Raw genomic sequence first — 20,543 nt, 5'->3', positions numbered from 1 at the left:
GTTAAACCTCCGTAGATTGGTGTAATGCTACTAATTGGCCAATGGTATCAGCTAATGTTTCACGTGGCACTATTTTATCCACAAAACCATTCTTTAATAATGTCTCGGCACGTTGAAAATCTTTTGGTAACTTTTCATGAATCGTTGACTCAATCACTCGAGCACCAGCAAAACCAACTAATGCATGTGGCTCTGCCAAAGTGACATCTCCTTGCATCGCAAAACTAGCCGTAACCCCCCCAGTGGTAGGATCAGTTAAGACAACCAAGTATAGTAATCCAGCTTCTTGATGTTGTGCCACAGCAGCTGATATTTTAGCCATTTGCATCAAAGAATTAATTCCCTCTTGCATACGAGCACCACCAGAAGCTGTGAACAATACAACAGGTAGCTGATTTTCTGTAGCATATTCAAACAAGCGCGTGATTTTTTCACCTGTTTTGCTACCCAAAGAAGCCATCATGAAGTAAGGATCCATCACACCTAAGGCAACTTTTTGTCCCTTAATGACTGCTTCTCCAGTTAGAACAGATTCACCTAAATCAGTCTGTTCTTGCGCACGAGACAATTTATCTGCATAACCTGGAAAATCTGGATTTGTTTGTACAATATCCGCATCCATTTCAGTGAACGTATCAGTAAATAACGTAACACGCTCTCTAGCTTGCAAACGGAATCCATATCCACATTTAGAACAAACACGGTAGCGTCCAAGTTGCTTATTATACATTTGGGCGCCACAGTATGGACATGCTAAGAATAATCCATCTGGAATTCGCTCATTCACATTATCTTGTCGCTTTATTTTGGCAGTTTGATGTTTGTGCTGATCAAATATATTCATTGATTACTCCGTTCCTGGCAAACTTTCTGACCAACGAGGCAAAAATTCAGTTTCCAAATAACGCGTATTAAAATCACCACGTTGTACTTGCGGATCTGATACCAAAGCTTGTTGGAAAGTACGGTTTGTTTCAATTCCTTTAATACTAATCTCACCTAATACTCGTTGTAATTTCGCGATAGCTTGTCCGCGATCGTCCGCATGAACAATTACTTTACCAATCATCGAGTCATAAAACGGTTGGATTTTATCACCAGAGAATACGGCTGTATCTAAACGCACACCTGGTCCACCAGTTGGTAAGAAAACAAAATCAATTGTTCCCGCACTTGGCGCAAATTCTGCTGCAGGACGCTCAGCATTCAACCGTGATTCAATTGAATGGCCTTGTACTTGAACTTCATCTTGCGTTACTGGCAAATTCTCGCCGGCAGCAACTTGAATTTGTAATTTAATTAAATCAAGGCCAGTTACCATTTCTGTTACAGGATGCTCAACTTGGATACGTGTATTCATTTCCATGAAGTAGAAATTACCATCTCTATCTTCCAAAAATTCAATTGTTCCCGTATTGATGTAGCCAACAGCATCAGCGGCAGTTGTCGCAATTTTACCTAAATCAGCACGCATTGCATCAGTTATACCGGTTGCTGGACTTTCTTCCAGAACTTTTTGATTTTTACGTTGTAATGAGCAATTACGTTCTGGCAAATAAATCGTATGCCCTTGTTGATCACGAAAGATTTGTACTTCAATATGACGTACCTGTTGCATAACTTTTTCGATATACATATGATCGTCACCATAAGCAGCGCGGGCTTCATTTTGTGCATCATCAAATTTATCTGACAATTCGCTTTCAGAATAAACAAAACGCATGCCTTTACCACCACCACCAGCAGATGCTTTGAGTAGCAATGGATAACCTATACGATCAGCAACAGTTTTGGCTTCATCAAAATTATGAACAAAACCATCTGAACCGGGAATAACTGGAACGCCCGCTACTTTCATAGACTCACGTGCATGTTCTTTATTTCCCATTAAATCAATGGTTTCAGGTTTTGGTCCAATCCAAGTAATACCTACTTCGCCAACCATTTCAGCAAATAATGAATTTTCAGATAAAAAACCATATCCTGGATGAATCGCATCAGCACCAGTTAATAATGCGGCGCTTAAAATATTCTTCATATTCAAGTATGAATCTTTAGGTCGTGGGCCACCAACTGTAATGGCTTCATCCGCAATTTGAACATGTAAACTATCTTTATCTGCAGTAGAATAAATAGCTACTGAAGCAATACCCATTTCTTTTAAGGTGCGAATAATTCGAACGGCGACTTCTCCTCGATTGGCCACCAAAACTTTTTTAAACATATTAATCTCCAACTATGAATGTCAACTCTGCTGTCGTCGCCTTCTTACCATCAATGTACGCGATTCCCTTACCTGAGCCAACATTACCACGCAAACGATCTAATTTAACTTCGAGACGTAGTTGGTCACCAGGACGCACCATCTTACGATAACGCGCTTTCTTAATACCACCAAAATAAGCAGTCTTTCCCTTAAATTCTGGTAAAGAAAGTAAAGCAACTGCACCTGTTTGTGCCAAAGCTTCAACTGTTAAAGCGCCAGGGAACGTTGGGTTACCAGGGAAGTGCCCTTGAAAAATTTCTTCGTTGATACTGATATTTTTAATCGCAACTGCACGCTCACCTGGTTCTAGTTCTTCCACTGTATCTAACATCAACATTGGATAACGATGAGGTAAAATTTCTTGAATTTGTTGTGTGTTTAAAACTGTCATGATTATGTTGTCCTCTATATCAAAAATGCGAGCTACATACGTGCTCGCAATTTGTGCTCAAATTTGCACGTCACTTTTCTAATCAATTATTGAAATATTTTAGTCAGGAATAACGCGATAAATTGGCTTGTTATAGTCAACGACGTCTTCATTTTCGACCAAAATTTCACTAATAGTGCCGGCTACTTCACTATGAATTTCTGTCATTAATTTCATTGCTTCCACAACAGCCACTGTTTCACCTACCGAAACATGATCGCCGACTTGCTTGAAGGCGGGTGCTTCTGGCTTCGGTTGTAGATAAACAGTTCCCACCATTGGCGCAACAATTTCTACACCTGGTGTTTCTGGTTGTGCAAGTGGATGTACATCATTACTTGCAGGTGTTTGCGGAATAGCAGCAACGCTTGGTTCTGCTGCTACTGTTGTGGTAGTCATTGCAGGTGTATCATTTTTTGATAGGTGTAATTGAAAATCACCATCATGAATACTCAATTCGCGCAATGAACCATTCTCTAAATCTGTAATCAGTTCTTTAATTTCGGAAAGTGTTAAACTCATTTATTATGCCTCTTCATGCCACTTCTTAAATACGACAACTGCATTATGTCCACCAAAACCAAATGAGTTACTCATAACGTATTCTGGTGCAACATGACGATTTTCTTCATTAACAAGGTCAACAAGTTTTGTGTCGTCATCTTGTTCGTCAACGCCGACGTTAACAGGTAATTCTTCGCGTACCAAAGCACCAACAGAAATCACTGACTCAATGGCACCAGCTGCACCAAGAAGATGTCCTGTCATTCCCTTAGTTGAACTCACCAATACATTGTTAGCGCCAAACACATTAGCAATAGCATGTGCTTCACTACCATCATTGGCACCAGTTGCTGTACCGTGTGCATTAATATAGCTCACTTGTTCAGCCTTGATGTTCGCATCATCCAATGCGGCTTGCATGGCACGTGTTGCCCCTTCACCATCAGGTGCAGGACTTGTCATGTGATACGCATCAGAAGTTGCACCATATCCCACGATTTCGCCTAATATCTTAGCACCACGCGCTTGAGCATGTTCCAAACTCTCTAATACTAATACACCACTACCTTCACCTAATACGAAGCCATGACGATTTTTATCGAATGGCTTTGAAGCTTGTGCTGGATCAGCTTCAGTAGACAATGCTGTCAAAGCAGCGAAACCAGCAATCCCGATTTCGTTAACTGTTGCTTCAGCACCACCAGCTAACATAACATCTGTTTTACCACTTTGAATCTTCCAAAATGCTTCACCAACAGCGTTAGTTGCACTGGCACAAGCTGTCACGATTGTTGCGTTGATACCTTTTGCACCAAAGCGTAGTGACACGTTACCTGATACCATGTTAGGAATTGACATTGGGACGAATAATGGGCTAACACGTTGTGGCCCCTTATCGTGCATCTTAATAACTTGTTCTTGAATTGTTGTTAAACCACCAATACCATTACCCAAAAGTACGCCAAAACGCTTTGGATCAGCAACGTTAACATTACCTTCTTCATCTTTTAAGCCAGCATTTTCAAGTGCTTGGTCTGACGCGTCAATCGCATACTGCGCAAACAAATCCATCTTGCGGCCATCACGCTTACCTACACGTAATTTCACATCAAAGTCTGCTACTTCTCCTGCAACCGTGATGCCAGTTTCTGATGCATCAAATTTTGTAATTGGTCGAATACCAACTTCAGAATTGAAAATACCATTCAAAAATGTTTCTGTATCATTTCCTAAAGGTGCAACCGCACCCATACCAGTAATTACTACTCGTGTCATGTTAAAACCTCTCTCGCTTAAGACTAAATATACAAACCACCATCAATTGTGATTGTTTGTCCCGTAATATATTGGTTTTCTGCTAAGAAGAGTGCTGTTTGTGCGATTTCTTCTACATTACCAAATCGTTGCAATGGGATAGCTTGAAGTACTTGTTCTTTAACCTTGTCTGATAAATTATCAGTCATATCAGATACAATCATACCTGGTGCAATCGCATTGACACGGATACCACGTAAGGCACCTTCCTTGGCCAATGACTTTGTTAAGCCAACAATACCAGCTTTGGAAGCTGCATAGTTAGCTTGCCCCATGTTACCCATCAAACCAACAACTGAACTCAAGTTAATGATAGCGCCAGTACGTGCACGCAACATTTTCTTGAAAATTGGTTGTGTGACATTAAATGTGCCATTTAAATTGGTGTTGACCACTTGTGCAAAGTCAGTTGCTGACATGCCCATCACTAACTTATCGTTAACAATACCGGCATTATTAACTAATACATCAATACCGGCAAAACCTTCTTGTTTATATAATGCTTTAATTGCTGCTTCTGCTGCATCCGCATCCGCAATATCAAATTGGACAGTTTGTGTATCTGGTGCAAATTCGGCCAAAACTTCTGGCTTAATTGCTGAACGGCCATGTAAAATCACATGCGCACCAGCCTTGGCAAATGCTTTAGCAATAGCTAAACCAATGCCACGTGATGAACCAGTTACCAAAACGGTCTTATCTTCAAACATCATGTTAGACTCCCTCTTCACTTGTCAATAGTGCTTTTACTTCATTGAAACTCTCCAAATCAGTAATGGCATATCGCTTTACAGTTTTAGGTGCAATTTTCTTAGCGAACTTAATCAATGTACTGCTTGGACCTACTTCAATTAGTGTGTCAACACCTGCATCTAGCATTTTTTGTAATGCTTGAGCAAAATAAGTTGGTGACATCAATTGTCGTGTTAAAACATCATGCAGTTGATCAATGTCAAAGACATCAGATGTGGTATTTGAATAAATAGGGAAGGTCATCTCATGGAATGTTTCATCCGCAATTCGCTCACCTAATTGATCTGCTGCCTCTTGCAGCAATGGTGTATGAAAGGCACCCGAAACAGGCAATGCCACTGTTCGCTTAATACCTGCCTCTGTTAGGGCTGTCACTGCCTCATCGACATCTTCCGCAATACCGCCAATAACGAGTTGTGCGAAAGTATTGTAATTAGCTGCATATACACGCTTGCCCTGAGATTGCAACTTCTCCAATACACCTTCAATCAATGCTTGATCATCACCCATAATGGCAACCATCTTACCTGGATTAGCATTACCAACAGCTTGCATATAAGCACCACGATCTTTAATAATCGCTACTGCCTGCTCATAGTCCATAACACCAGCTGCAGTCAAAGCTGAATATTCACCCAAGCTCAAGCCAAGACCCGCGATTGGCTTTGGTAATGTATCTCCCAAAGCAGTGATAATCCCAGTACTCATTGCTAAAATAGCTGGCTGTACATATTGTGTTTGCGCTAATTTTTGCTCATCTTCTGCAGTCAGTTGCGCTAAGTCATAACCTAAAACCTGTGATGCACGATCAATGACTTGTTGATATTCTGGAACATTAGCATACAAGTCAGCACCCATGCCTACTTGTTGTGCACCCTGTCCACTAAATAGTAATCCGATTTTCATATTCGAAGTTTTCCTCAAACAGCTCTATTATACGAAGCTTGTGCTTAGTCTTTTGCTGGCCACTCAACGCCCATCAAATCAGCAGCTTGTGACCAGACATCTTCCAAGATTTGTGCTGCTGATTTTTCATCATGAATCAATCCAGAAATCTGTCCTGCCATGAAAGCACCACCATCTTTATCACCTTGCTGAACAGCCGCACGTAACGTACCACTTTCAAGTTTCTCGATAGCAGCAGCATCTGGCTTTGGCTTTTGTAATTCATTAACTTCGTTCTTAACAAATGCCTTGGCCATCTTATTCTTCAAGACACGCGCACGATTGCCCAAAAGGTTTCCCGTCACAATCGTATCGATATCACGTGCCTTCAATACTGCCTTCTTGAAATTATCATGAATTTCAGATTCAGTGGCTGTCAAAAAGCGTGTGCCCATCTGTACACCAGATGCACCTAACATAAAGGCAGCGGCAGCACCACGGCCATCACCGATACCACCAGCAGCAATAACTGGAATATCAACAGCATCGACAACTTGTGGAACCAAAGCCATTGTTGTCAACATACCAATGTGACCACCTGATTCCATTCCTTCAGCAACAACGGCGTCAACACCTTTTTTCTCCATCATACGTGCCAAACCAACTGAAGGCACAACTGGAATCACAATAATGCCAGCTTCATGGAGTTCTTCTAAGAATGGTGAAGGATCACCAGCGCCTGTGGCAACAACACGAACACCTTCTTCAATAATGACATCAAAAACTTCACGAATATGACGACTCATGAGCATAACGTTAACACCAAAAGGCTTATCAGTTAATGACTTAGCGCGACGAATTTCGTGGCGAACATCATCCCCATGCCAATAACCCGTTCCGATGAATCCCAAACCACCAGCTTCAGATATTGCGGCTGCTAAGGCGCCAGTTCCGGCCCAAGTCATACCACCTTCCATGATGGGATACTTCATGCCTAATTTTTCAAATATTGGATTTTCTATCTTAACAGTCATTACTTGTCTCCACTTAAAATTATTATGTACAGCAAAAGCTGCTTACTTAGGCAGCCAATTGCTCTTTGATCTTGTTAACCAAGTCTTGTACAGTCTTGATGTCTTCAGCAACTGCCAACTTAATATCGAAATCATCTTCAACACGGTTCAATACTTCAAACAAGTCTAATGAATCAGCATCGATATCGTTTGTCATATCAGTTGTTAATGACACTTCGTCATCTTCCAAATCAAATTGGTCAACCAAAATCTCTTTTACTTTGTCAAAAATTTCTGCATCTGTCATGTTATTTTTCTCCTGAAAAAATGAATAGTATAGTTATTTGACCTGCATTCTACGCAGTTTCAAATCAAATTAAATGTGCCAAATTTGTGCGCCGACCGTCAGGCCACCACCAAATCCGGCTAGTGCGATAGTTTGTCCTGGGCGCACCGTACCAGCCTCAAGTAATTCATCGAGTAAGATACCAATGCTAGCTGCACTCGTATTGCCATGTTTTTCCATATTCGTTGGGAATTTAGCAATAGGCTGTCCAAATCGCTTAGCAATTGATGAGACAATTCGTGAATTAGCTTGATGTAATAAATAATAATCAACATCATCAGCACTCAAATTTGCTTGTGTTAATGCTGCTTGTAAGGCATCAGGTACTTCGCGTGTTGCAAAGCCATAAACCTCACGACCATTTTGATGGAAATAAGGATCTAATGGGCTAATTTCTCCAGAGAAAGGATTCGTGTTGGCAAACTTACCTGCCACTAAGTTTTCCCCTTTGGCACCAAATGTTCTTAATTCTTCACTTAACAGGCCGATATTTTGATCTGTTCTTTCGACTAGGACACCTGCAGCACCATCGCCGAACAAAACAGCAGTTGTTCGATCCTGCCAGTCTACTAACTTCGACAATGTTTCAGCACCAATAACTAAACCACGCTGATAGCGTGTTGTTAAAAAGCTAGCAGCCACACTGAGACCATAAACGAAGCCAGAACAAGCAGCACTCAAATCAAAAGCAAAGGCATTTGTTGCGCCAATATTAGCTTGTACAATGGCAGCCGTACTAGGTGACATGCTATCTGGTGACATAGTGCTCACAATAATAAAGTCCAAGCTTTCAGGTGAAATACCGGCTTTGGTAATGATTTTTTGTGCCACTTGGCTAGCCAAGTCACTTGTATTTTCGGTTGTCACAATATGGCGCTGATGAATCCCTGTTCGGGTATAAATCCACTCATCATTGGTTTCCATCATTGTGCTCAACTCATCGTTTGTCACGTCACGGCCTGGAATCTGATGCGCCGAGGCAATGATTTTCAATTGTTCCATAACTTCCTCTTAATGCTTAATTACTCGTGCCAGATAATTGACCAAGTTGTGAATTGCTTTTTTAACAATTTGCACTTCTTCTGGTGGCATATCTTTTAACAAGTTATGTGCCAAATCACGATGAAAACCTTGATGAGCACGATAAACAACGCGCCCTTTATGCGTTAAACCCAATCGTACAACTCGGCGATCTCGATTAGAGCGGCGACGTTCAACGTACCCCTTCTCAACTAATCGGTCAATTGCTGTCGTCATAGCACTAGGTGTTAAGTGAATAATCTTCGCGACTTCGGAGGCACTCTTTTCATCGTACATTGAAATTGCATCAATCGTATGCATCTCTTTGATTGAAATATCAGAGAAATAACTACGCCGCAACGCAGCTTCTTCAATCCAGATAACATTATTAAAAACGCCAACTAGATCCGCATTCAATTGTTCAAAATCTGCATTCAATATTTAACTCACGCCTTAACTTCTTCATCTGGGGCAACGACGAACATCAAATCGGCGCTAGTCGCTACTTTGTCGTTCACACGTGCCTCAACAGCAACTGTTCCCATATTTGCACGAAGATTTTTAAATGATACATGCAACTTCAAAACATCGCCAGGTCGTACCATTTGCTTAAACTTTGCATTATCAATCCCTGTCATATAGGCTGTCTTACCTTGAAACTTTGGTGAAGATAAAATCAAAATTGAAGCGGCTTGTGCCAATGACTCAATAATCAATACTCCTGGCATCACTGGATTCCCAGGGAAATGCCCCTGGAAAAACTGTTCATTAATCGTCACGTTCTTAACCGCAACGATTGATTCATCTGGTACCATCTCCTCCACGTAATCCATATAAAGAATAGGATAACGGTTAGGGATAAGCTTCATAATATCTGTAGTATTCAGAACTGCCAAATTCTTGCTCCTTCCTGAACAAACTTCAAATTATTTCGATAATCGAAACATTCAATACGTCAAATCTTATCAGTTATTATTTCGATTGTCAAACTAATTACGGGGTCAACTAAAAAAGCTAAATGTAGCATTTAGCTTTTACACATCTAGGACAACAAGTCGCTGTTGCCATTCAGTCAGAAAGTCGTCATGTGCCCATTCATTTACTCGCGTCGTGTGATACCCGACAGCCGGATTATAATACACATTATTACCCACTGTTACGGGTGCTGGGTGCAAGTGCAAATGGCCCGTAACTGTCGCAATAGTATAAGATTGATCCACTAATTCACCAACCTTTGGGCTACCTAAGAATGCATTGACCATGTCTAACTTCTGATTATGATTCGGGAAGCGCTTAATATAGTCAAACCGTGGTACAAAGTGAGACACAAGAATGGTCTTTTTGTCTGCCGCCTCCCGTAATTGTTGCGCCATTTGGTTTAGATTAATATTGAAACGTTCACGATCAGACATTGGTTGTTCAATACGACGATCATACCAAAAAGCTTTTTTAAACTGTTGAATTTCTTGATCCTGATAGGTATCTCCAACAAAGCCATAATCATACCAACCATTGTTACCAATTAGGCGTACCGTTGGCGTTAAATCAATGAATTTATTGTGTAAGTAAACGGTATCAATATCACTTTCTAATTCTTCATAAGTAACATTATTGCCCATGTCATGATTGCCAGCAATAAAACGAATGGTCACTTTATGGTCGACTAACGCTTCCATTTCTTGAACAAATCTTAAAGATTTTTCAAAATTATTAAACAAATCGCCGGCTAAAACATAAACATTAATACCCTCATTTAATAAGTAAAGCGCTTGCGCATTCATTGCCCGAGCAACCTCTATCTTATTTAAATCAAAGTGATTATCTGATGAAAAAGCAACTCTCACTTTACTATTTCTCCCTAGTTTAAAGTGAATTTATTATAGCATAATTAGTATGCGCTAAAAAATCTCTTCTTTTTTATTGGTACAGCTTCGAATGGGGTCAAAGCATCCCCGTTAACTAATGCTCGCGCATTTTCTTGATAGATTGCCACATAATCATCGCCCATTTGTTGTGCTAAGCGTTCAAAGGCAGCGCTCATTTCATAAGTACGACCTGGTAAATGATGCGCATCTGAAGCAAATAAATGTGCTAATCCAGAGCGAACAATGTCATCACTGAATTTTTGCACTGCCTTCCCAAAGGTACCAACATAACTGCTAGCAGTAACTTGTGCATATGCGCCCCGATCGATAAAATCATACAAAATATCAGGTTTGGCCATGAGTCTGGTATTACGTTCAGGGTGCACAATAATTGGTGTTATGCCACGTTGTTGGACTTCATACAAAACATCTTTTGAAAACGTTGGGACATCATTAGAAGGAAATTCAATTAAAATATAGTGCCCAGTTTCATCAGTGGTTAAAATATCGTGCTGATCCAGTGCTTCTAATAACTTACCTGTAATTCTGACTTCTTGTGATGGAAAAACCGTTAACGGGATTTGAGCATCATTTAGCGCCAACTGAAAATCTTGTGTCGCTTTAATGACATCATCACGATGATTCGTATAATGACCATTCATATGATGTGGTGTCATTAGTGCAGCTGTAATACCATCAGCAACAGCGTCTCGCGCCAACTGTAGTGAAATATCCAGGCTTTTTGAACCATCATCTATTCCTGGTAATAAATGACAATGTACATCAATCATCGATTTCATCCTTTCAACGTCGTTATTTTTAAGTATAACAAAAAGCTATCATCTGCTGTCGCAGACCATAGCTTTTTATCGATATATTATCAATTACTTATTGTTTTGCTTACCCAATTTTGGCATAAACAAACTTGCAACAAAAGCAGCAACTAATGCAATCGCTATCACACCGGCAAATACATTACCTTGCGCCAAAAACATCCCCAAAACAATTGTGACCAATGTTCCTGCAATAGTTAATACAATCGCTGTCTTTTGCATTGTTGTTAAACGGTTAAATTCACTATGGAAACTAATGCCTAACATAAGGGTGCCAATGAGTGACATAATTCCAAATAAGATATGTGCAATGAGCATAATCTTCCCCTGTTCCTATTTTCTTACATATATATAGTAACATATTATAACAGTCGTTGGGCTGTTCACGCTACCTTACTCCGACAAATTATGATGGTTAAGCATACGCTGGCTATCACGTAAAAGGCCCTTATCTTGACCTGATTCTTTTAAATAATCTTGATATTGTTGTGGCGTACTATGACGCGCAATTAAACTTGCTTCCTTAATACTGGCCATTGCCCGCCCAGTTTGTGTAATATAATTCGCATAATGCTGCATTGCTGACCAAATTTGGTCAATTAGGTCTAAACGTGGCGGCGTCAATTTAAAGAGTTCAGCCAATAATTGACTCAGCGCATAAAAGTTCTTAGCAGCAGCTGCTTCCGTCAAACGAATATTAATGTTAGACATACGCTCAAAAATCGCAGCCGTAATGTCTAACATAATTAATTCATTTTCATTAAAATGCATATGCATGATACTGCTCTCACGCTCAAGATAGACGTAATCTGTCTCTTGTCTTAAAATGACCTTTTTTGCTTTCAAAAATATTTTGGGTACAATTTCAAAATCTTCATATATAATTCCTGATTTAAACCTTAAATCGTGAAACAGCTCGCGCCGATAAATTTTTCCCCAACAACTCACGTCAATATTATCTTGTAATAATAACTTTTCAGTAGCACGATAACCATCTACGATTGTAAAACTTTGTTTTTGTACTGGTCGATTGAGTACAAGATTAGCTTCTTGATAGTTACCTACTTCAACACAACGGGTAGTCACAATATCAGCTTGTTCGTTCAACAATGTTGGCACACTATTCGCCAAATAAAACGGTGTAATCATATCATCAGCATCAACAAAGGTAATTAAATCACCCGTCGTCGCATCTAAGCCTGTATTTCTAGCATCGGCCACCCCTTTGTTTTCCTGATGATACACTTGAATACGTGCATCTTGATGGGCTAACTGATCAGCTACCTGCCCAGACCCATCGTTACTGCCATCATCGACCAATATCAATTCAAAATTACGATATGTTTGATTCAATATAGATACCACACCATGCGGTAAATAATCGTGAACATTATAAAATGGCATGATAATGGATACCTTGGGTTCTGTCATTATGACTCCTTTTTAGTTCTTAACTTCCTATATATACGTACTTTTATGATAACGCTATTAAATCACTTATGCATGATTTTGATTTCTTTTTTGTGTTAAATATTTTATAAATATTTCTTTAATGTTACATTGACATTTCAATTTTTAACAGTTATGATAGCTGTGTTCAATACTATTGGAGGAATAATCATGAGAAAAGAAGTCAGTTTATCCGTTGCTGCTTTACTATTAGGAACAGGCTTTATGGTTTCTAATGTATCGGCCGATGATACAAGCCAAGCAACAGCTACAAAAGTACTTACTTTAGCCAATCCTACTGCTTACTACAATATTTCCGTTAATGAAGCCAAACAATATATCAATCAAGTTGATTCATCAGCTATTCAGCGTATTCAAAATAGCACCTCACAATACCGGCAATCTCAGCTTAATAGTACCAGTGATTTGAATCATTTACTTAGTGCGCTACGTAACATTGAAAACAATGATCAAGCGCCTGTCCAGGTACGTGGTTATCTTGGCCCCATTGATGCCGCATTAAGTAGCATTGGCTCTCAATCTCGTCAAGCTAAGTCTAATGCCCTTAATCAATTAGATCAACTATTTGGCACAACCACAACGAATGTACAAAATAAAAATGCTGCACCAACTTTGACTAAAGTCAGTACAGCAAAGTCTAATACAATGAGTTGGCGTTTTGAAAAGAATAGTACGTTAGTATCAGTCAATATCAATCAACCAACCACCGTTAACATCATAGGTGGGCAACATTCAACTATCACTTATGCGGTGTATACACTAAAGAATCATCAGTTCATTAAAACGCAGACATTTTCTAGTGTTGGTCCCCGTCAGGTAAAATTAAGTGCGGGGCAACGTCTGGATATCTCAGCACAAACAGCCCAAGCGAATGGCGATCGTTATACAGTGACAATGCCGTATATCAGTAAAACATTCGATGTTAAGTCAACGCAATCACAACCATCTGTGACAAACAAACCCACAACGTCAACGGTTAAAAAAGCAAATCAAGCACAGCCAAATAAAAAGCCAGCAATCAAGACAACACCAAAAGCTAGTACAATGAGCTGGAAAGTACAACATAACGTTACCACAGTATCCGTCAACGCCAATCAAGCAACGACTGTCAAAATTACTGGTGCACAACATTCGACACTCACATATAAACTTTATACGAATAAAAATGGTAAAATAACTCAGACAAGCACTTTCTCTAGTCGTGGTCCACGCCAAATCAACTTAACCACTGGTCAAAGATTAGATATATTCGCTCAGACCCAATATCGTTCTGATCATTATACAATTACGATGCCTTATGTCACACGCACCTTTCAAGTAAAAAAGTAAAATAAAAAACATCCAAATATGGATGTTTTTTTATTTTGTCTCAATTGTCGTTTGTGCCCGACCATTTGCTTTAGCCTGATAAAGTAATTCATCAGCTGAACGTAAAACACTCGACAAATCATGATGATGACGCAATAACCCGACACCACCGGAAAAGCTAATTGTTCGCCCGTCTATCTCATCCCAAGGCATTGTTTTGAGCTGACGTTGTAAAGATTCAAAGAATAATGCCAAATCACCAATGTGACTAGCATCAAATATCCAAACGAATTCTTCGCCGCCATAACGATACAAGTTTAATGGCTCATTACCGTTTTTATACTGGAGGTATTCCGAGAGAAATTCAGAAAAGTGCTGCAATAACTGGTTGCCATTCAGATGTCCAAATTCATCATTAATTTGTTTAAAATAATCTAAATCAAAAATTGCAATCCCTAGATTATCATTATCTTGAGAATACCAAGATAAATCTTTTTCTAGCTTACGATAATTGAACAGCCCCGTTAAATTATCGTGGTAACTATTTTGATACAATTTTTTGTTCTGATACTGTAACTTAACAACTTGTAAATATAATTGCCGCACAATAATCAGTACAGCTATACCAACACCAACTCTATATAAGGACTGTATTAATTCAAACAATTCTGATCCAGATTGAACGGCCATTAATGGAATATCTGAAGCAAACCATAGCTTAGTCGTGACCGCTAATATTTCACACACAATAATTGCCAGTAATTGATTAGGAATGAGATAAGTCGTGACACTCATAAGTAAGAATACAAATAATCCAAAAGCAAAGCACATAATGATAACACGTAGAGATAAACTATCGTCAATAAAGAAAATAAAGAGTAATGCAAATAGTGGTGTAATTAGTGTTAAAAAGAAGGCTTGGCGCTTACTAATCAAAAAATATGTCAGAATTGCTAATAAATACTCATGCGCAATATTACCAACAAAGTTGTAAGAAACTGACATTGTGGTATAAACCATCGATCCTGACATCAAAACTTTAATTAAGTCAACGTACCCATTTTTAAATTCACTAATATTAATAAACCGCAAGCTAATGAGTGTTGATGTTGCTAAACTCGCTACAATCAGCATCAACATAAAATAATTATAAAACTCAACCATTTTACACTAATAACTCCTCAATTTTGTGTGGCTTACCAAAGTAATAACCTTGTTGTAATTGAATGCCAATGTCATATAATCGTTGTGCTTGTAATTCACTATTGACACCTTCCACAATGAACAATTTATCTTGTTGATTTAACTTTTCTTGGCAAATAGTCAATTGCCTTAGTACATCAGGTAATGCATTATTTTGAATTAAGTCCTGAGAAAATTTAAGACCATCAGCTAAACGTAACGTGTATAAATCATCATGCATCAAGAGGTTATCCACATCATCAAATAAAACACGATATCCTAATTGTTGTACATAGGCCATAAATTGTCGCGCTAAGGCCACATCTTTTTCGTCATATTGCCGTTCCGTTATTTCGATAAAAATCTGTTGTGCTAACGGTTGTAACTGATTCAAAAATTGAAATGTTTCATTAAATTGCAACTGAGCGATTTCAAAATTAATTGAGAACTTGATATGTGGATTGGTTTTCATGATTGGTCGCAACGCTTGTTGTACCCAGTCTAAGAAAGTGTGATTACCAACTTTCGTCCCAATCGTGCTAAAAAAAGCTTGCCCAGGGAACTGATGCGTTTGCTGGTCGCGTAATAGCAATTCATAACAAAATATATCAAAATGCTGCTCATTATCTAATGCAACAATGGGCTGTACAACAAAATAGTACGTGTTCTTCATAAGGCAACCCCATTTTATCTAGAAAAGCGACGTCCGAGACAATGCCTTACGCATCTGTCTTTTTCTGATAAGCTTCACGCCGTTTCAATGTATTAAACCACCACACAGCTAAAATATGCCAAATACTATTATTACGCTGTGCTGATACAATCTGACTTGAAGGCTGGCCATAAGTATGACGAATAATGAAAGCATAAGCTTGCAAATCTAATGCTTTAAACGTCACCCCTAGCAACAACCCGTCATCAATTGGTTTTTGCCATTGGTTCTCAAAATTCATTTTAACATTATCGATAATTAACGTACTGTTATCAATGTGCGTGTTTTGTGAAAAATCACCCATCAATTTCATTCTGGCACCGTTCTCATTCCAATCCAATAAGTGCCCGGATAACATTGTGTGATCGGGCAGTTCAATCTGGATGGCATGCTGGCTTTCAAAGCGTTCTGATTGTCGCAAACGTGGTCGCTCATTCGATAGATAAGCCGCCAATATCAATGATACTAAATTATATAATAACCAGAAAATATTGATGTAAATTCCTTGCACGGGATAAGGGCTTGGCCAATAGCCACTAACAAAGCCAATCCCACGAACTAAACCAATGATCGATAGTACTAATAACACAAGCACTGGCCATGCTGTCGCCCAATTATAAAAACTTGCATCGCTGTTCACACCTTTACGGGTAACAGCAAAACCCTTTTTAGACTTTAAGAATAATTCATTAAATACGGCATAAGCCATAAATGGTGCAGTTGCGACTTCATAAATATTACTCAACATTACCGTTTGCTTCTTTTCGCTGACCAAGTTAAACGCTAATTGTGATGCAATAAATGCTGGTAACCAGAAAATCAATATCTGATACATATCAGTTTGCAAGCTATATTGTCCAAACACCAAAAATAATATGGGTGCCAACAAGAAAATCATTTTATAAATACCTGAGAACCAGTAATGAATACCATCGGCGTACAGAATGCGTTGAACTAGGCTCAAACCTTCTAATCGCCATGGATTCCACTTCTTGGCCACTTGGATATTACCCCGTGCCCAACGATCACGTTGCTTAATTAAATCACCAAATGTTTCTGGTGCTAAGCCACTCGCTAGGTTTTCATTAACAAAGCCAGAGCGCCAGCCTTTAGCTTGCAAAAACATCCCCGTCGCCATATCCTCGGTAATCACACCGGTACTAAAGCCACCGATACTATTTAAGGCTTCACGTCTAAATATTGCATTTGATCCGACGTACATCACTGCATTAAAGGCATCTTTTTGCGCTTCAATACTACGCATGAAGAAATCTTGATCATTACCAATCGTGTCACTCGCAAAAAGGTTAAATTGATACGGATCTTCGTTGAAGAACGTTTGTGGTGCTTGCATGAAGCCCATTTTAGGATCATGGAAATAACCTACCGTGAGTGCCAAGAAATCCTCACGCATCACCATGTCTGCATCCATCGTTACAACTAACTCCCCTTGAGAGACAGTCATCGCATGATTCAAATTACCAGCTTTCGCATGTTCATGTGTGAGTCGGCTGACATAATGTACGCCTAATTCTTGGCATAATTGCTCAACTTCAGGACGATCACCATCATCACACACATAAATGTTCACTAATTCTGGCTTCGGATAATACGCTAAAGTTGCGGCCACAATACCGCGTTTCAATATTTCTTTGCCTTCATTATAAGTAGCAATCATAATATCCACACTCGGATACTCGCCTTTAAACAAGCTCAATGGTTCGGCTGCACGCTTATATTTTCTAAGGAAGACACGATAGAATACTAGGGATAAAACGAAGCCCCCTACTTCAGCTGCCAATAATAATATGCCAAAAAAGATACTTAATGCATTATTTGTTGGTAACGTCCAACCTGCACGCCACACAATATAGACGCTCATCGTTACAATGTAGAGCAGTAACAGTAATTGTCGGCTTTTATGGTAACGTTTCCCCAAAAAATAGCTCATTAATAGTACCGCAATTAATATGCCTTCAAAAATCACAATATGCATCACTATTCCTCCAGTTTTAAATTGTTTTCAATCATGAGTAACGCTAACACTTGTAGCGTATCCGCATAATAATTCCCCGTTATTTTTTCTGACTTAACGCGCCGAACTAATCCTTTAGCATAGTCATTAAACGACTGCTTTTGCTGATAAGCCGCCACCGCCACTGGCGCTACAAATGCCATAGACGTGTAATCATTACGTGCTTGTCCGTTTAAATCATAAACTGCCTTAATCTGTTCTTGTTGGCTGAAAAAGTCAAGCATCTTACGATTTATTGCTTTTAACTGTGCATTATCCGACTGAAAAGCCAGACGCATTGGGATTCGATTAGCATTCCAACCATAATCACCATCATTTTTACTCTCAAATGTGTTCGCTGATACCGCACTAATACCATCTGATCTTGCCCAAATAAAATCAGGCATTAAACCAACTGAACTACTATCACTTAACTTTTGTAAAGTTTGTACTGATTTTTCAGATAGCTTATGCCAACGTTCATCTTGTGTTGTGGCATAGAAAGTTTCAAAATAAGCTGGTATCAAATCTGATGTCCGCACTAAGTCATGATACTTTGTATCTGATTTCGCCCAGTTACCCACATATGGTAGTTCATTTTGGCTGTTATAGTTGTAGCGTAATATATCATCTAATAGTGCTTTAGCAAGTTGACGATAATTATACTGTCCACTAGATCCCCACAATCGATCCGCTTGCAGCAACGCAAAAGCAATATCCAAATCACCGTCCGTGGCATTGGTCCGGTTATTTTTAAGCGTCACCATCTTTTGACCGCGCTGTACTTGTTTCCAAGCCATCAAATGATTCGATGCACTAATCGTATGCTTTTGATAGTAAACAAGCAGGCGATTAAATGCTTTTTGATCCGCCTGCTTGTTTTGTGCAGCCAAAACCGTAATCAGCATGCCATAACCTTGTGCCTCAGACAATGCGGTCTTACTTTTGGTTTTGCGATCACTACCGTTGACATACGCACCATCTTGATAGTTTGTCACATACTGCGCACGCCATTGTTCATAAATACCACGTTCTGGCTTACTTTTTATCATCTGATAGATACCAATACACAAAAAAAATACAACGCCGATTACAATAATCAAAAATAGCTTTCGATTCTTCATACAATCATATTACCCTAGAATATTTAAATATGTCTATTGTTATATTCATGAAAGGGTTTTTATTTTGCGATATGTCCTGAATTGCGCCATAATCGGTACGCTACTAGGCACCATGCTACTAAAATCAAGCCGAGTGAAACATAAAAAGCAAAGTGCATCCCATTCAAAAATACTTCTGGATGTTGCGGCACATAATCTGTCACATGACGATTCAGTTGTGTTGACATACTGATGAAAAGTAATGTTGTTGCAAGTACTGTTCCCAACACAAATCCCATATTTCGTGCCAAAGCATTTAATGAACCCGCAATACCAAAATACTGATGGGTGACGTTTTCCATTACCAAAGCATTATTAGGCGATTGGAACAGCCCTGCCGCTGCACCATTTAAAATGAATGTCCCAATAAGCCAGATGAATGTACTTTCTGCATGAAAGACAATATATCCAAATTGAGAAATAACTAAACCTGTTAAGCCCACAATTGTGATAACTTCTTTATTCAATTTATCCGACAAAACACCTGAAATTGGTGCAAAAATAAACATCGCAGCTGGAATTGACATTAACAATAGCCCCGAAAAACCAGCTGTGAAATGACGGTAATTTTGTAAGTAAAATGGCATTAAAATATTGTTACATGCACTACTTGTGAACACTAATAAGCTCGAAATGACACTGATATTAAATAATTTATTCTTGAAAATCGCTAATGCTAGCAAGGGATGCTTTACCCGACGCTCCGTCATAATAAACCAGATAAATAACATCACTGTGATAAATAAGCCAAGCCAGGTCAATGTTGATGCATAGCCCAATGACTGTAAGCTATTTAAGCTTAAGAACAGCACCACAATCAATAAAAATAGCTGACTTGCACCAATTATATCGACTTCTTTTATATGCGTTGATTGTGTTTCCCGTGGTAAGACGCTATGTCCCACCGCAGCGGCAATAATGCCAATTGGTACATTCAGCCAAAAAATGTATGACCAAGGCAAAAATTGTAGCAATACACCACCAACTGCCGGACCACTAATTAAGCCCAACGAGACAAACATGGCAATAATTGACATCGAACGCGCTCGCGTACTGGGAGTTGAAATCATGGATGTAATACCGAAGCTATTACTCATTGTCATTGCAGCCCCAATCGCTTGTACAATTCGTGCCACAATCAAAAAAGATAAGCCAAAATTAAAGCCCGCTAATAATGAGCCAACGGTAAAAATTAATGTACCATAGCGAAAAATTGTTGTTTTCCCCATTAAGTCGCCTAATCGACCAAACAGTAACAACAAGCCAGAGATAACCACAAGATACACCGTTACCGTCCACGTGACCTCTTGCATACCAACACCTAGTTCACGCGAAATGGTTGGCAAAGCAATATTTACAATCGAACCATCCAATGTCGACATAAAGGCGAATAAACCAATGGAAAGTAAGGCCAATACTTTTTTACTTTTAATCATACGTCACTCCTCAAAACAGTCTGCTATCA

22 protein-coding genes are annotated in these 20,543 nt (G+C 39.2%); 1 reads left to right on the top strand and 21 read right to left on the bottom strand.

Annotated elements, in window-relative coordinates; translation table 11 throughout:
* Window position 1: 1 nt before the first annotated feature.
* The 16 genes from C5L23_RS01150 to C5L23_RS01075 all read right to left on the bottom strand — a co-directional run bounded on the left by C5L23_RS01150 (window position 2) and on the right by C5L23_RS01075 (window position 12,660).
* Window positions 2-844, bottom strand: coding sequence for an acetyl-CoA carboxylase carboxyltransferase subunit beta (locus tag C5L23_RS01150; protein ID WP_010007280.1), 843 nt, complete (start codon window positions 842-844; stop codon window positions 2-4).
* 3 nt (window positions 845-847) lie between these two features.
* Window positions 848-2,224, bottom strand: a complete 1,377-nt coding sequence (accC, locus tag C5L23_RS01145; RefSeq protein WP_010007281.1) for an acetyl-CoA carboxylase biotin carboxylase subunit — start codon at window positions 2,222-2,224, stop codon at window positions 848-850.
* Between the two features lies 1 nt (window position 2,225).
* Window positions 2,226-2,657 (bottom strand): 3-hydroxyacyl-ACP dehydratase FabZ, encoded by a 432-nt coding sequence (gene fabZ, locus C5L23_RS01140; protein WP_010007282.1) that lies wholly within the window; start codon window positions 2,655-2,657, stop codon window positions 2,226-2,228.
* Between the two features lie 99 nt (window positions 2,658-2,756).
* Window positions 2,757-3,218, bottom strand: coding sequence for an acetyl-CoA carboxylase biotin carboxyl carrier protein (gene accB / locus C5L23_RS01135; RefSeq protein ID WP_010007284.1), 462 nt, complete (start codon window positions 3,216-3,218; stop codon window positions 2,757-2,759).
* 3 nt (window positions 3,219-3,221) lie between these two features.
* Window positions 3,222-4,475, bottom strand: coding sequence for a beta-ketoacyl-ACP synthase II (gene fabF / locus C5L23_RS01130; protein WP_010007286.1), 1,254 nt, complete (start codon window positions 4,473-4,475; stop codon window positions 3,222-3,224).
* A gap of 23 nt (window positions 4,476-4,498) precedes the next feature.
* The gene (fabG, locus tag C5L23_RS01125; RefSeq protein WP_010007288.1) at window positions 4,499-5,227 is read right to left on the bottom strand and encodes a 3-oxoacyl-ACP reductase FabG; all 729 of its coding nucleotides are present in this window, start codon (window positions 5,225-5,227) and stop codon (window positions 4,499-4,501) included.
* Window position 5,228: 1 nt separating this feature from the next.
* Window positions 5,229-6,173, bottom strand: coding sequence for an ACP S-malonyltransferase (locus C5L23_RS01120; RefSeq protein WP_010007289.1), 945 nt, complete (start codon window positions 6,171-6,173; stop codon window positions 5,229-5,231).
* A 44-nt stretch (window positions 6,174-6,217) separates the two neighbouring features.
* Complete coding sequence (locus C5L23_RS01115) at window positions 6,218-7,186, bottom strand: DUF561 domain-containing protein (RefSeq protein WP_010007290.1); 969 nt, start codon at window positions 7,184-7,186, stop codon at window positions 6,218-6,220.
* A gap of 46 nt (window positions 7,187-7,232) precedes the next feature.
* A complete protein-coding gene (locus C5L23_RS01110) occupies window positions 7,233-7,472 on the bottom strand; it encodes an acyl carrier protein (protein WP_010007294.1) in 240 nt (79 codons plus the stop codon).
* Between the two features lie 69 nt (window positions 7,473-7,541).
* Window positions 7,542-8,513: a beta-ketoacyl-ACP synthase III gene (locus tag C5L23_RS01105; protein ID WP_010007295.1), complete on the bottom strand. Its 972-nt coding sequence runs from the start codon at window positions 8,511-8,513 to the stop codon at window positions 7,542-7,544.
* Window positions 8,514-8,522: 9 nt separating this feature from the next.
* The gene (locus tag C5L23_RS01100; RefSeq protein ID WP_010007296.1) at window positions 8,523-8,969 is read right to left on the bottom strand and encodes a MarR family winged helix-turn-helix transcriptional regulator; all 447 of its coding nucleotides are present in this window, start codon (window positions 8,967-8,969) and stop codon (window positions 8,523-8,525) included.
* A gap of 8 nt (window positions 8,970-8,977) precedes the next feature.
* Entirely contained in the window at window positions 8,978-9,427 is a 450-nt protein-coding gene (gene fabZ, locus C5L23_RS01095; RefSeq protein WP_010007297.1) for a 3-hydroxyacyl-ACP dehydratase FabZ, read from the bottom strand.
* 138 nt (window positions 9,428-9,565) lie between these two features.
* Window positions 9,566-10,375 (bottom strand): metallophosphoesterase, encoded by an 810-nt coding sequence (locus C5L23_RS01090; protein WP_010007298.1) that lies wholly within the window; start codon window positions 10,373-10,375, stop codon window positions 9,566-9,568.
* A gap of 44 nt (window positions 10,376-10,419) precedes the next feature.
* The gene (locus C5L23_RS01085; RefSeq protein ID WP_133264171.1) at window positions 10,420-11,187 is read right to left on the bottom strand and encodes a tyrosine-protein phosphatase; all 768 of its coding nucleotides are present in this window, start codon (window positions 11,185-11,187) and stop codon (window positions 10,420-10,422) included.
* A 93-nt stretch (window positions 11,188-11,280) separates the two neighbouring features.
* Entirely contained in the window at window positions 11,281-11,547 is a 267-nt protein-coding gene (locus C5L23_RS01080) for a hypothetical protein (protein WP_010007301.1), read from the bottom strand.
* 75 nt (window positions 11,548-11,622) lie between these two features.
* Entirely contained in the window at window positions 11,623-12,660 is a 1,038-nt protein-coding gene (locus tag C5L23_RS01075) for a glycosyltransferase family 2 protein (protein ID WP_010007303.1), read from the bottom strand.
* A 189-nt stretch (window positions 12,661-12,849) separates the two neighbouring features.
* On the opposite strand from C5L23_RS01075, the gene C5L23_RS01070 reads away from it, so the two are divergent.
* Entirely contained in the window at window positions 12,850-14,028 is a 1,179-nt protein-coding gene (locus C5L23_RS01070) for a hypothetical protein (protein ID WP_010007304.1), read from the top strand.
* Window positions 14,029-14,058: 30 nt separating this feature from the next.
* Here the strand turns inward: C5L23_RS01070 and C5L23_RS01065 are convergent, their stop codons facing one another.
* From C5L23_RS01065 to C5L23_RS01045, 5 genes are read right to left on the bottom strand one after another with little or no spacing between them, the layout of a single operon-like run.
* Window positions 14,059-15,171, bottom strand: coding sequence for a GGDEF domain-containing protein (locus C5L23_RS01065; protein ID WP_133264170.1), 1,113 nt, complete (start codon window positions 15,169-15,171; stop codon window positions 14,059-14,061).
* 1 nt (window position 15,172) lies between these two features.
* Complete coding sequence (locus tag C5L23_RS01060; RefSeq protein WP_133264169.1) at window positions 15,173-15,862, bottom strand: EAL domain-containing protein; 690 nt, start codon at window positions 15,860-15,862, stop codon at window positions 15,173-15,175.
* 46 nt (window positions 15,863-15,908) lie between these two features.
* Window positions 15,909-17,897, bottom strand: a complete 1,989-nt coding sequence (locus C5L23_RS01055) for a glycosyltransferase family 2 protein (RefSeq protein ID WP_010007313.1) — start codon at window positions 17,895-17,897, stop codon at window positions 15,909-15,911.
* 2 nt (window positions 17,898-17,899) lie between these two features.
* Window positions 17,900-19,039, bottom strand: coding sequence for a family 8 glycosyl hydrolase (locus tag C5L23_RS01050; protein ID WP_240034415.1), 1,140 nt, complete (start codon window positions 19,037-19,039; stop codon window positions 17,900-17,902).
* A 59-nt stretch (window positions 19,040-19,098) separates the two neighbouring features.
* The gene (locus tag C5L23_RS01045; protein WP_010007315.1) at window positions 19,099-20,514 is read right to left on the bottom strand and encodes an MFS transporter; all 1,416 of its coding nucleotides are present in this window, start codon (window positions 20,512-20,514) and stop codon (window positions 19,099-19,101) included.
* Window positions 20,515-20,543 lie beyond the last annotated feature (29 nt).

The organism is Leuconostoc fallax (genome assembly GCF_004354645.1).
In the GTDB taxonomy this organism is placed as follows: domain Bacteria; phylum Bacillota; class Bacilli; order Lactobacillales; family Lactobacillaceae; genus Leuconostoc_B; species Leuconostoc_B fallax.
This window is presented reverse-complemented; position numbering and strand designations above follow the sequence as displayed.

Coding starts and splice junctions, on each gene's coding strand:
- C5L23_RS01070 (WP_010007304.1), top strand. CDS start 12,850: ATGAGAAAAGAAGTCAGTTTATCCGTTGCTGCTTTACTATTAGGAACA.
- C5L23_RS01110 (WP_010007294.1), bottom strand. CDS start 7,472: ATGACAGATGCAGAAATTTTTGACAAAGTAAAAGAGATTTTGGTTGAC.
- accB (WP_010007284.1), bottom strand. CDS start 3,218: ATGAGTTTAACACTTTCCGAAATTAAAGAACTGATTACAGATTTAGAG.
- C5L23_RS01120 (WP_010007289.1), bottom strand. CDS start 6,173: ATGAAAATCGGATTACTATTTAGTGGACAGGGTGCACAACAAGTAGGC.
- C5L23_RS01105 (WP_010007295.1), bottom strand. CDS start 8,513: ATGGAACAATTGAAAATCATTGCCTCGGCGCATCAGATTCCAGGCCGT.
- fabG (WP_010007288.1), bottom strand. CDS start 5,227: ATGATGTTTGAAGATAAGACCGTTTTGGTAACTGGTTCATCACGTGGC.
- C5L23_RS01115 (WP_010007290.1), bottom strand. CDS start 7,186: ATGACTGTTAAGATAGAAAATCCAATATTTGAAAAATTAGGCATGAAG.
- C5L23_RS01045 (WP_010007315.1), bottom strand. CDS start 20,514: ATGATTAAAAGTAAAAAAGTATTGGCCTTACTTTCCATTGGTTTATTC.
- fabZ (WP_010007282.1), bottom strand. CDS start 2,657: ATGACAGTTTTAAACACACAACAAATTCAAGAAATTTTACCTCATCGT.
- C5L23_RS01150 (WP_010007280.1), bottom strand. CDS start 844: ATGAATATATTTGATCAGCACAAACATCAAACTGCCAAAATAAAGCGA.
- C5L23_RS01080 (WP_010007301.1), bottom strand. CDS start 11,547: ATGCTCATTGCACATATCTTATTTGGAATTATGTCACTCATTGGCACC.
- accC (WP_010007281.1), bottom strand. CDS start 2,224: ATGTTTAAAAAAGTTTTGGTGGCCAATCGAGGAGAAGTCGCCGTTCGA.
- fabF (WP_010007286.1), bottom strand. CDS start 4,475: ATGACACGAGTAGTAATTACTGGTATGGGTGCGGTTGCACCTTTAGGA.
- C5L23_RS01085 (WP_133264171.1), bottom strand. CDS start 11,187: ATGATTGATGTACATTGTCATTTATTACCAGGAATAGATGATGGTTCA.
- C5L23_RS01060 (WP_133264169.1), bottom strand. CDS start 15,862: ATGAAGAACACGTACTATTTTGTTGTACAGCCCATTGTTGCATTAGAT.
- C5L23_RS01065 (WP_133264170.1), bottom strand. CDS start 15,171: ATGGTTGAGTTTTATAATTATTTTATGTTGATGCTGATTGTAGCGAGT.
- C5L23_RS01050 (WP_240034415.1), bottom strand. CDS start 19,039: ATGAAGAATCGAAAGCTATTTTTGATTATTGTAATCGGCGTTGTATTT.
- C5L23_RS01055 (WP_010007313.1), bottom strand. CDS start 17,897: ATGCATATTGTGATTTTTGAAGGCATATTAATTGCGGTACTATTAATG.
- C5L23_RS01075 (WP_010007303.1), bottom strand. CDS start 12,660: ATGACAGAACCCAAGGTATCCATTATCATGCCATTTTATAATGTTCAC.